The organism is Acinetobacter harbinensis, assembly GCF_000816495.1.
GTDB lineage: Bacteria > Pseudomonadota > Gammaproteobacteria > Pseudomonadales > Moraxellaceae > Acinetobacter > Acinetobacter harbinensis.
This window is the reverse complement of the sequence record NZ_JXBK01000001.1, coordinates 289,473-302,087: the sequence shown is the minus strand read 5'-3', so window position 1 is coordinate 302,087 and position 12,615 is coordinate 289,473. Positions and strand designations below refer to the sequence as shown.

At 44.7% G+C, this 12,615-nt stretch carries 9 protein-coding genes and 1 riboswitch; of the genes, 8 read left to right on the top strand and 1 reads right to left on the bottom strand.

From position 1 onward, the window contains the following. The 8 genes from aceE to recJ form a co-directional block, all read left to right on the top strand. Positions 1-2,030: pyruvate dehydrogenase (acetyl-transferring), homodimeric type (gene aceE / locus SE27_RS01500; protein WP_455549952.1), on the top strand; the 2,030-nt coding region annotated here is incomplete at its 5' end. A gap of 2 nt (positions 2,031-2,032) precedes the next feature. Next, on the top strand, positions 2,033-4,039 hold the full coding sequence (locus SE27_RS01495; RefSeq protein WP_039620225.1) for a 2-oxo acid dehydrogenase subunit E2: 2,007 nt from the start codon (positions 2,033-2,035) through the stop codon (positions 4,037-4,039). Between the two features lie 137 nt (positions 4,040-4,176). Further along, a riboswitch (yybP-ykoY riboswitch) is annotated at positions 4,177-4,347 on the top strand. Between the two features lie 52 nt (positions 4,348-4,399). Beyond that, a complete protein-coding gene (locus SE27_RS01485) occupies positions 4,400-4,975 on the top strand; it encodes a TMEM165/GDT1 family protein (RefSeq protein WP_039620222.1) in 576 nt (191 codons plus the stop codon). 178 nt (positions 4,976-5,153) lie between these two features. Beyond that, complete coding sequence (locus SE27_RS01480; protein ID WP_039620220.1) at positions 5,154-5,951, top strand: oxygen-binding di-iron domain-containing protein; 798 nt, start codon at positions 5,154-5,156, stop codon at positions 5,949-5,951. 438 nt (positions 5,952-6,389) lie between these two features. Next, positions 6,390-7,856, top strand: coding sequence for an IMP dehydrogenase (guaB, locus tag SE27_RS01475; protein WP_039620218.1), 1,467 nt, complete (start codon positions 6,390-6,392; stop codon positions 7,854-7,856). A 125-nt stretch (positions 7,857-7,981) separates the two neighbouring features. Further along, entirely contained in the window at positions 7,982-9,313 is a 1,332-nt protein-coding gene (glmM, locus tag SE27_RS01470) for a phosphoglucosamine mutase (RefSeq protein WP_039620216.1), read from the top strand. A 9-nt stretch (positions 9,314-9,322) separates the two neighbouring features. After that, entirely contained in the window at positions 9,323-9,979 is a 657-nt protein-coding gene (pdxH, locus tag SE27_RS13955) for a pyridoxamine 5'-phosphate oxidase (RefSeq protein WP_039620214.1), read from the top strand. Further along, positions 9,980-11,683: a single-stranded-DNA-specific exonuclease RecJ gene (recJ, locus tag SE27_RS01460; protein ID WP_039620211.1), complete on the top strand. Its 1,704-nt coding sequence runs from the start codon at positions 9,980-9,982 to the stop codon at positions 11,681-11,683. Positions 11,684-11,734: 51 nt separating this feature from the next. Here the strand turns inward: recJ and SE27_RS01455 are convergent, their stop codons facing one another. Beyond that, positions 11,735-12,493: a putative porin gene (locus SE27_RS01455; RefSeq protein WP_039620209.1), complete on the bottom strand. Its 759-nt coding sequence runs from the start codon at positions 12,491-12,493 to the stop codon at positions 11,735-11,737. Positions 12,494-12,615: the final 122 nt, after the last annotated feature.

Sequence of the window (12,615 nt, the reverse complement as noted above, 5' to 3'; positions counted from 1 at the left end):
AGATGGATGAGCCAGAAAGCTTAGGTGCAATTTCACTGGCGGGTCGTGAAAAGCTCGATAATCTCATTTGGGTGGTTAACTGTAACTTACAGCGTCTGGATGGTCCGGTACGCGGTAACGGTAAAATTATTCAAGAATTAGAGTCGATTTTCCGCGGTGCCGGTTGGCGTGTGATTAAAGTGGTGTGGGGCCGTCATTGGGACACGCTACTGGATAAAGACACCTCAGGTGCTTTAAAAGCCCGTATGAATGAAGCATTAGACGGTGATTATCAGCGTTATCAGGTGAAGGGCGGAGCGTATACCCGTGAGCAGTTCTTTGGAAAATATCCAGAAGCGGCCGAGTTGGTTAAAGACTTAAGCGATGAAGATATTGATAACCTAAATCGCGGTGGACATGACCCGTATAAAGTTTATGCTGCGTATGCTGCAGCCATGACCCGTAATGGTCAGCCTACGGTGATTTTGGCAAAAACCGTTAAAGGTTATGGTTTGTCGGATGAAATTGAAGCGGTCAACAAAACCCATCAAATTAAAAAGATGCACATTGAGTCGCTGCGCTATGTGCGTGACCGTTTTAACTTGCCGTTTGATGATGAGCAGTTACAAGAATTGCCGTTGTATCGCCCGGGTGAAAATTCGCCTGAAATGAAATATCTAAAAGCACGTCGTGAAGCTTTAGGCGGTTATTTGCCGGCACGTCGTAAAGACAGTGTGGCATTAGAAATTCCAGCCCTTTCAGTTTTCGATGGCGTGTTAAAAGGCAGCAACGGTAAAGAGCAATCCACCACCATGGTGATGGTGCGTTTAATCTCGGCCTTGTTAAAAGAAAAAGCCATTAAAGACCGTGTGGTACCGATTGTACCGGATGAAGCACGCACCTTTGGTTTAGAAGGTATGTTCCGTCAGCTGGGTATTTATGCGGCACATGGGCAAAACTATACCCCTGAAGACCAAGAACAGCTGATGAACTATCGTGAAGCCAAAGATGGTCATATGTTGAATGAAGGGATTAATGAAGCCGGTGCAATGAGTGCTTGGACGGCATTGGGCACCAGTTATTCAACCAATAACTTGCCGATGATTCCGATCTACATGTATTACTCGATGTTTGGTTTCCAACGTATTGGTGATCTGGCATGGGCGGCAGGCGATGCACAAGCGCAAGGTTTCTTGATCGGTGCCACCGCAGGGCGTACTACCTTAAATGGTGAAGGTTTACAACATCAAGATGGTCATTCGCATGTTTTAGCGGGCACCATTCCAAACTGTGTCGCGTATGACCCATGTTTTGGTTATGAATTGGCGGTGATTGTGCATGACGGCTTAGAGCGTATGTACGTCAATCAAGAGCGTGTGTTCTATTACTTAACCGTCATGAATGAAAACTACGAGCATCCTGCAATGCCAGAAGGGGTTGAGGAAGGCATTAAACGTGGTATGTATTTACTTGAACAAGATGACAAAGCCACTGTACAGCTGCTCGGCTCTGGTGTGATTTTACGTGAAGTGATTAAAGCGGCGAAAATTCTGCGTGAAGAATATCAAATTCATTCCAATGTCTGGAGTGTGACCAGTTATAACGAGTTGGCACGTGACGGGATTGCAGTGGAAGAATATAACCGTTTACATCCTTTGGCGGAGCAAGCACAAGAGTCTTGGGTGTCGCAGCAATTGCGTTCAACCGATGGTATTGTGGTTTCTGCTACCGATCATATGCGCGCCTATAGTGAGCAAATTCGTGCCCATCTGCCGGACAATCGTCCTTATGTGACTTTGGGTACCGATGGTTATGGCCGTTCTGATACCCGTGGCAATTTACGCAGTTTCTTTGGTGTGGATGCTGCACATATTGTGGTGGCAACCTTGAAAAAACTGGCCGATGAAGGCGAAGTAGATGCACGTTTGGTCAAGGATGCAATTTCTAGTTTTGAATTAGATACCGATCGTCCTGCGGCATGGTTACCACAGACCCATCCAGAAGTTCATGCGGTTGCAGATTACAAAGAGCCATCAGGTGAGGAGAACTAAGTATGCACATCAAAACACCTGATATCGGGGTTGATAAAGCCACCGTGGCTGAAATTTTAGTAAAAGTTGGCGATCGCATTGCGGTAGAGGACAGCGTGGTCTTGCTGGAGTCGGATAAAGCTTCGGTTGAAGTGCCCAGTCCAGCCGCAGGTATTGTTAAAAGCATTAGCGTGAGCTTAGGCGATGAAGTCAATGAAGGGAGCGTGCTGCTTGAGTTAGAAGCAGAAGATGCTGCAAGTACGGCAGCTGATGCGGTACAACAGACTGCAGAAAACACAGCAACAGCACTGCCTGATCAAGAGATTATGCCGGAATTAGCATCTCATCAACCGGCGGCTTCTGCACAACCGGCTGGCACGAGCAGTGCTTCAGCCAGTGTTGAGGTGAAACTACCCGATATTGGCGTAGAAAAAGCGCTGGTGGGTGAAATTCTGGTTAGCATCGGTGATCATATTGAGATTGATCAAAGTATCGTGGTGGTTGAGTCCGACAAAGCCACGGTTGAAGTGCCGAGTTCAGTGGCCGGTATAGTCGAAAGCATTGAGGTGCATGAAGGCGATACAGTTAAAGAAGGTGTGCTGCTGATTAAAGTCAAAGTGGCGGGTTTAACTGCGCAAGCAGAAGTTACGGCCGAGCCAGCTAAAGTGACTCCTGCTGAAACGCGTCCAATACAAGCTGAAGCTGAAGCAGAAAGTGCTCCAGCGGCAAGCGCTGTGATTGAAATTAGCGTGCCTGATTTGGGCGTGGATAAAGCCACCGTGGCGGAAATCTTAGTCCAAGTAGGTGATCGTGTTGAAGCTGATCAAAGTATTATTGTGGTGGAGTCGGACAAAGCCACAGTTGAAGTGCCAAGCTCCATCGCCGGTGTGATTAAAGCCATTCATGTGCGCGTGGGTCAAAGTGTCAGTCAAGGCGCAGCATTGCTGAGCATTGAAGGTCAAGCAACAGCCAGTGTTCAAGCGACGAAAGTTGCAGCTGCTGAAAAAATTGCCGCCAAAGCTGAAGCTGTACCCGAAAAAGCAGTAGCGCTAACTCAGAAAGCAGAGGCGCCAATCACTGCATCGGGTGCGGATAAGCTGACCCAAGCAGAAAATGCGGCCAATGCCGAAGTGTATGCAGGTCCCGCGGTCCGAAAATTGGCCCGTGAGTTGGGTGTGGTGTTGGCTAAAGTGCAAGCATCCGGTGCGCATGAACGTGTGATGAAAGAAGATGTCTTTGCTTATGTGAAAACACGCTTGACCACTGCGCAAGTGGCACCTGTGGCACAAGCGGTTGCCGCTGCAAGTTTGCCAAAGCTCCCTGATTTTAGTGCCTTTGGTGGAACACAAGAGAAAGCCATGACGCGTTTGCAGCAGGTGTCTGTGCCGCAATTGTCATTGAATAACTTTATTCCACAGGTCACTCAATTTGATTTGGCAGATATTACCGATCTTGAAGCGTGGCGCGGTGAGTTAAAAGCCAACTTCAAAAAAGACGGGGTGAGCCTGACCATTTTGGCGTTCATTGCCAAAGCTTTGGCGCATTTGTTAAAAGAAGAGCCTTATTTTTCCGGTCACTTGGCCGATGATCAAAAGTCCGTCTTGCTGCGAAATGAAATTCATATGGGCATTGCGGTTGCAACAGCTGATGGTTTAACGGTACCCGTGCTGCGTCATCCTGATCAAAAATCAGTGAAGCAAATTGCCATTGAATTGGGTGAGTTAAGCCAAAAAGCCCGCGATAGAAAATTATCACCAAAAGATTTACAAGGGGCTAATTTTACTATTACCAGTTTGGGATCAATTGGCGGGACTGCATTTACTCCATTGGTGAATTGGCCACAAGTGGCGATTTTGGGTATTTCACCGGCCACTATGCAACCGGTTTGGAATGGTGAAAGCTTCGATCCACGCCTCATGTTGCCGTTGTCATTGTCCTATGATCATCGAGTGATTAATGGTGCTGATGCAGCGCGCTTTACCCATAAACTGACGCAGCTTTTGGCCGATATTCGTACGCTTTTACTGTAATTGTGAAGCGTTACCGCATTTGAAAAAACTCTGCTGCGGCAGGGTTTTTTTATGGGAAAAATCATGATGGCTGGAGCTAAAATGCGGTGCATTGCAGAAAACCGATTTGAACAAAGTGTGCTGCTGCATTACACTAGTGCCACTTCATTGGGGAGTAGCCGCTTTTTACGCTAAGTAAAAAGGTGATGGTCAACATACTTGTTCTTGTGAACATGGTCATCATAGCAAAATACCAAATAGGCTTTTTTAAAACCAAAGCTTCTTTTGTTGGCAAGACCTTTGATTTATCACTCTGCACATTTTTGGCTAGCAGCGGAGGGATAAATCATCGGCAAATTTTGCTAGCCAGAGAACAAGCGCATGTATGAGTTATTCATCTCCACCTTAATTGTTGCACTTGCTGAAATGGGCGATAAGACCCAATTATTGGCACTGTTGCTGGCCGCACGCTTTCAAAAACCCATTCCTATTCTATTGGCTATTTTATTGGCCACCTTGCTCAATCATGGTATATCGGCTGTTTTTGGCCAATGGATCACCACAGTACTCAATCCAGAAGTCTTGCTGTGGATTGTTGCATTGGGCTTTATTGCCATGGCGCTGTGGATGCTGATTCCAGACCAATTAGACGATGAAACAGACAGTATTAATCGATGGCAAAAATACGGCGTATTTGGCGCGACTTTTGTACTGTTCTTTTTGGCTGAAATTGGCGATAAAACGCAAATTGCCACGGTGGCACTGGCGGCACGTTTTGACAGTATTTTCTGGGTCACGGCGGGCACTACGCTCGGCATGATGATTGCCAATGCACCTGCAGTGTTTATCGGCGATAAGTTGGCAAACAAGCTGCCGATTGCCTTGATTCATAAAATTGCTGCAAGCTTATTTTTACTGATTGGTCTATTGGCGTTGCTGCAATATTATGTGCTGTAAAGACTAAGTCATCATAAAATCCACCTGTTTTTGTCGGGATTTTAAATGCCAATTGCCGCACAATTGTCTGATAAATATCCCGATGTCTCGCGACATGTTTGTTGTAACTTTATGTAATTCCCTATATGTTGTACGTCATTAAGACTGCATTTTTAAAACCATATTTGGGGAAAAGGTTATGGCGTTGGATCGCACGACATCACAGGTGTTATTTGATAATGGCATACATAAATGTATTAGCTTTACCAGTTTGGTGAAAGGTGAAGGCGTACAAGCCAACCAATTCCTAATTTTGGATAATGAGCGTGCTGCGGTACTCGATCCAGGCGGCGATTTGACCTATGTACCGCTGACCATGGAACTGAATAAATACACCCGTTTAACTCATCTGGATTATGTGATGGCGTCTCATCAAGACCCAGACATTATTACTTCGATGCCGCGTTGGTTGGTGTATACCGATGCCAAAGTGGTGGCCTCAAAACTGTGGGCGCGTTTTTTACCGCATTTAAATTCGGCCTTTATGAGCGACCGCATGAAAGGTGGTTGGTTGGAGCGCTTAATTGAATTGCCAGATCAGGGCGGCGTTATCACTTTAGGCCAATCACGTATTATTGTGGTGCCAGCGCATTTTCTACACTCGGTGGGTAACTTCCAGTTTTATGATCCAATTGCAAAAATTTTATTTTCCGGTGATATGGGCGCATCAATGGTGGATGATGCATCGCAACCGATTGATGATTTTGAAGCGCATATTTTAAAAATGAAAGGCTTTCATCAGCGTTATATGTGTTGCAATAAAATTATTCGTTTATGGGTCAATATGGTGCGCACCATGGACGTAGAAATGATTGTGCCACAGCATGGCACACCGTTTATCGGTAAAGAGCGAGTTAATCAATTCTTGGATTGGATTGAAACCTTACAATGCGGTACCGATTTAATGGATGAAAGCGTCTTTACTTGTCCAAGTTAAAATTTTAATACGGCAGATGGGGTTTAAGCTGGGCGATTAAAGTTTGGCTTAAATCATCGGTTAGATTGAAAAAACTGCAGTTCCATTTTAAGCGGCTCAATCATATTCAATGGACGTGCTGGTTATCATGCTATGCAACTATAGCTTTAATTGAAAATGGCATGCTTGAAATAAGAAATACAATTTTCTTACTTCACTGCTGATGAATATTATCTAAAAATTAGATAAATCATCAAATTAAAAAATATTGAATCTGTGTTATATGAATTTTAACGCCCATTTTAAGCTGCGTTATGCCCTACGATATTGATCGAAAAACAAAAAAGATGGGATGGATAAACACTGATTAATTAATTTTGCTGGATAATGTGCAATTAACCTGAATAAAACTATTTTTTTTGTTTATAATAGTGCACGGAAATTACCAGTGAGACTGTTATGTTGACCATCGTTCAAGAAGCCCTAACCTTCGATGATGTCTTATTACTCCCTGCTTACTCAACTGTCCTCCCAAAAGATGTCTCTTTAAAGACACGGCTCACGCGCGACATTTATTTAAATATCCCCCTCGTTTCAGCTGCAATGGATACGGTGACAGAATCACGTATGGCGATTGCGATGGCGCAAAATGGCGGGATCGGTATTTTACATAAAAATATGGATATTTCAGCACAAGCTGCTGAAGTGCGCCGTGTGAAAAAATTCGAAGCCGGTATGGTGAAAGATCCTATTACGGTGACGCCTGAAACCACAGTGCGTGAACTGATTGCCATTACCCAAGCCAACAATATCAGCGGTGTGCCGGTGGTTAAAGATGGCAAAGTGGTGGGAATTGTTACCGGTCGTGATACGCGTTTTGTCACCAACCAAGAGCAGCCTGTCAGTAACATCATGACCGGTCAAGACCGTCTGGTGACGGTACGTGAACATGAATCAAAAGAACATATTCAAGCCTTATTACAACAGCATCGCATTGAAAAAGTGTTGGTGGTGGGCGAAAACAATGAATTAAAAGGCTTAATTACGGTCACTGATTTCCGTAAAGCTGAACTGTATCCAAACAGCTGCAAAGATAATTTGGGCCGTTTACGTGTCGGCGCAGCAGTCGGTACTGGTGCTGAAACACCAAGCCGTGTTGAAGCCTTGGTTGAAGCCGGTGTAGATGCCATTGTGGTTGATACTGCACACGGCCACTCCGCCGGTGTGATTGAACGCGTGCGTTGGGTTAAAGCCAATTATCCGCATGTTCAAGTGATTGGCGGCAACATTGCCACCGGTGATGCTGCACTGGCTTTACTGGATGCCGGCGCAGATGCGGTTAAAGTGGGGATCGGTCCGGGTTCAATCTGTACCACACGTATTGTGGCCGGTATTGGTATGCCGCAAATGTCTGCCATTGACAGCGTTGCCAATGCCTTAAAAGAACAAATTCCTTTAATTGCCGATGGTGGTATTCGCTTCTCGGGTGACATGGCCAAAGCCATTGGCGCCGGTGCCAGCACTATTATGGTCGGTTCACTGATGGCCGGTACTGAAGAAGCACCGGGTGAAGTGGAATTCTTCCAAGGTCGTTATTACAAAGCCTATCGTGGTATGGGTTCATTGGGTGCAATGGCCGGTGCAACCGGTTCTGCCGATCGTTACTTTCAAGACTCTAAGGCCAGTGCTGAAAAGCTGGTTCCTGAAGGGATTGAAGGCCGCGTGCCGTATAAAGGCCCGATGGGCAATATCGTGCATCAAATGATGGGCGGTTTGCGTTCATCAATGGGTTATACCGGTTCAGCAACCATTGAAGACTTACGTCAAAATGCCAAGTTTGTAAAAATTACCGCTGCGGGGATGCAAGAATCCCATGTGCATGATGTGACCATTACCAAAGAAGCACCGAACTACCGTGTTGGTTGATTTTTGGTAATTAATCGCCTGAAAAGCCGTCATTCCTATGACGGCTTTTTTGATTTTGGTGTACAGTATTTGCAGTAAAATAGCATAGTGAATATCACTATACATGTATAAAAAGTGAGCAGGAAATGAGTTATTTTGGTACAGATGGTATCCGTGGCAAGTTTGGTGAGCTTCCGATTACACCTGAGTTTGCGCTTAAACTCGGTTTCGCTGCCGGAAAAGTTTTAAAACAGCAGACTAAAAAGAATAAACCGATTGTTGTTTTAGGCAAAGATACTCGATTATCCGGCTATATTTTAGAAGCAGCATTACAAGCGGGCTTAAATGCTGCTGGCGTTTATGTACATTTATTGGGCCCCTTGCCGACACCGGCGATTGCGCATTTAACTCGGGCTTTGCATGCCAGTTTAGGCATTGTGATTTCAGCGTCACATAACCCTTATTATGATAATGGGATTAAGTTTTTCTCTGGTGAAGGCAAAAAATTAGCCAATGAGATGCAAGATGCGATTAATCAAGAACTTGACAAAGAACTCAAGATTGACGATACCGCAAACTTGGGCAAAAGCGTGCGCGTGAATGATGCCAATGGCCGCTACATTGAATTTTGTAAATCAACTTTTCCGTATCATTTTGATCTGAGTAATTTAAAAATTGTGGTCGATTGTGCCAATGGTGCAGCTTATAGCGTCGGCCCATCGGTATTTAAAGAATTAGGTGCCAAAGTGGTCACGCTGCATAATGAGCCAGACGGTGTCAATATCAATCAAGACTGTGGTTCAACCCATCCAGAGAGCTTACAAAAAGCCGTGATTGACCAGCAAGCGGATTTAGGCATTGCCTTCGATGGAGATGCCGATCGGGTGGTATTGGTGGATAAAAATGGCCAACTAATTGATGGTGATCATATTTTATATATTTTAGCCACCCAAGCCAGTCAAAAACCGGCCGGCATTGTTGGTACGGTAATGAGTAATATGGCATTAGAGTTGGCGTTAGCCAAAGCCAATGTGCCGTTCATTCGCGCCAATGTTGGTGACCGTTATGTGTTGCAGGCCTTAGATGAACAAGGTTGGGTGTTGGGTGGCGAGCCATCGGGACATATCCTAACTTTAGATAAAAGCACCACTGGTGATGCCATTATTGCCGCCTTACAAGTCTTAACTGTGATGGTGGAGCAGAAAAAAGCCTTGCATGAATTGGTGGCAGATTTTGATTTGTTGCCGAATGTGCTGGTGAATGTACGTTTAGAGCAAATGTTTGATCCCTATGCGGTACCGGCCTTGGTGAGTGAGTTTGCCAAAGTTGAAGCGCAGCTTGAAGGGCGTGGCCGTTTACTGATTCGTAAATCAGGCACTGAGCCGGTGATTCGTGTGATGGTTGAAGGTGACAACCTGCAAGAAGTCACCGATTTGGCCAATCATTTGGCTGATACTGTACGTGCCAATGCGGCTTAGGAAAATAACATGAGTAATGTGATTAAAGATTTAAGTGAGTTACGCTTAAGCTATCAAAAGGGTGAATTAATGGAGACCCATGTGCATTCACATCCGCATGAGCAGTTTCTAGATTGGTTTAATCAGGCTTTGGACAGCAAACTACATGAGCCGTATGCCATGTCTTTGGCCACTGCCAATGCTGAAGGCCGTCCGCATGTGCGTACGGTGTTACTGCGCGGTGCCACAGCAGCCGGTTATGACTTTTATACCAACTACGACAGTCAAAAAGGCTTGGATTTAAACCATAATCCGTATGCTGAATTATTGTTTTATTGGCCGGAATTAGAGCGACAAATTCGCGTCAGTGGCCGTGTAGTGAAAATTTCTTTGGCTGAGTCGACCGACTATTACCATAAACGTCCACGTGACAGTCAAATTGCTGCGCATATCAGTACGCCACAAAGCGGTGTGATCGCCAATCGTGAAGAATTACAAACCCGTTTTCAAGTCTTGCAAGACAGCGTGGTAGAAAAAATAGCCTTAGATAAACCGGAATTTTGGGGCGGTTATCGTTTACAGCCCGATTATTACGAGTTTTGGCAAGGCCGTCCCAATCGCTTACATGACCGCTTAAGCTATAAAAATATCGATGGTGTTTGGACATTACAGCGATTGATGCCGTAAATGCCAAAAATACAGATTCAACAGCGTCCTTTTCTGACTCATCCTGAACATATTCAGGGTGTATCGCCCTTTTTGGCGCAAATTTTAGCGCGCCGTGGGGTGGAGGATGCTCAACAACTGCAATTGAAATTAAAGCATTTGCTGGCTGCCAACTTAAAAGGTTTAAACCACGCCGTTCAGCTGATGGATCAGGCCATTGATGCGCAGAAAAAAATTGTCATTGTCGGCGATTATGATGCCGATGGCGCCACCAGCACCGCTTTAATGGTGCTGGTGCTCCGCGATATGGGCGCGGATGTTGAATATCTGGTGCCAGATCGTTTTAAATATGGCTATGGTTTAACCCCAAAAATTGCCGATTTAGCATTTAGCCGCTATCAGCCTGATCTATTGATCACGGTTGATAACGGAATTTCTAGTCATGCGGGAGTGGAGCAGGCTCAAGCACATGGCATGCAGGTGATTATTACCGATCATCACCTGACCACCAAGGCCACGCCTGATGCTGAAGCGGTGGTCAATCCCAATCAACTGGGCTGTGAGTTTCCCAGTAAAGCATTGGCTGGGGTCGGTGTGGCCTTTTATTTACTGGCCAATCTGTCTAGCCATCGCAGTAAATTGAGCAAATCCAGCAGCAAAATTAGCGATTATTTGGATTTGGTGGCATTGGGAACCTATGCCGATGTCGCCAGTTTGGACTATAACAACCGTATCTTGGTGGATGCAGGGCTAAAGCGCATTCAACGCAAGCAATGCCGCGCAGGGATAAGTGCTTTATTGGATATTGCAGGGCGTGATCCGGCGCAGCTTAAAGCGCAAGATTTAGGTTTTGTACTTGGGCCACGTATTAATGCCGCTGGCCGTATGGAAACCATGGATATTGGGATTGAGTGTTTACTGGCAGATGATTTGCAGACCGCGTATCCATTGGCACAGCAATTAAACCAACTGAATATTGAGCGGCGTCATGTTGAAGCCGATATGAAACAACAGGCATTGTCCGCGCTTGCCAGTTTATCTTTAGATTCAGCACAGCTACCGGCCGCTTTAATCCTGTTTGAGCCACATTGGCATCAAGGGGTGATTGGTATTGTGGCTGGACGTTTAAAAGAACAGTTTCATCGCCCAAGTATTGTTTTTGCAGCCGATGAAGATGGCATTCATCTGAAGGGTTCGGCACGTTCAATTGATGGCGTGCATATTCGCGATGCCATCGAGCTCATTGCAGAACAACACCCACAGCTGATTAGCCACTTTGGGGGGCATGCTGCTGCGGCAGGATTAACGCTGAAAAAAATACATTTTGAGCCATTTAAACAAGCCTTTGAGCAATTGATTGCCACGATGGATGAATCACTGTTTCATGCCACCTTATGGACAGATGGTGAATTACCCAGTCATGCCTTTCAGATTCAGACCGTTGATCTACTGCAAAATTTAACGCCGTGGGGACAGAATTTTCCTGCACCTGTGTTTGAAGGAAAATTTAAAGTACTGGATTATCGTTGGTTAAAAGACAGTCATTTGAAATTAAAATTAGTACTTGAAAATGCACAAGTGGTCGATGCGATTGCCTTTAATGCCCGAGATAAATTTGAATTTAATCCCATGCAAGATACGGTAAATTTGGTTTATGAACTGGATAAAAACGAATTTAATGGCAATGTGAGTTTGCAGCTACGTATTTTACATTTAGAGCAATAAAAAACCGCTCAAGCGAGCGGTTTTTTATTTTGATCTAAATCTGATGAGAGATTAGAAGCGGTATGCGGCACGAAGACCAAAGATATTGGCTTCATCTGCAAATGCTACAGAACCTTCTAAGCTCACTTGTTGAGTGAGGAATTTTTTCGCACGGATTGTGAAGATATCATCATCAATACCATCAGCATCGCTACCGGTAAAGCCAAGACCTACGCTTAAAGTCTTGTCTAGATAAAGGTCTGCACCCACAGCATAAGCATTGTCATCGCCAAACGTAGCGCCAGCTTCAAAGTTCATGTCATATGCACCCACTTGAGTAACATATTTTGCGCGTAAAGATGGATTTACATCATCATTTTCGTCATTGTCATAACCGGCCAAACCAAGAGCAACTAAAAGACCTGGCATTGGTAAATAGCCTACTTCAGCTGAATAAGTAGTCGTATCAAAATCACCGAAATCTGTATCTACTGCAGTCTGACCTACTTTACCACTCAAGTAGAAATCAGAGTTTGGAATATAGTATTCAATACCTACACCAAAAGTAGTTTGTTCTGCAAAGTCATAATCATAATAACTTAAGCTTGCATTGATGTTGCTGGCGCGATCTAAAAATGCAGCTTCATTAAGCGGTGAGTTTTTAACTTGTACGGCATTGAAATAATAAGTACCGTCAACTGCAACACCGGTAGAAGAATCAGCATCATCTGGATCAACGTAAGCGACTGTAGCACCGATTTCAGCTTGATAAGCATGAGCAGTACCGAATAGGGCAAGAAGAGCCGCAGACAAAGCAATTTTTTTAAACATTGTTTAAGATCTCAATTTTATTGTAAATATGTGACATTATATTTCTGTCGCCACGAATTGTACGCAAAATCGCCAGTCAGTCAATGTTTATTTATGAATAAATCACTTATTTTAAAGCAAAA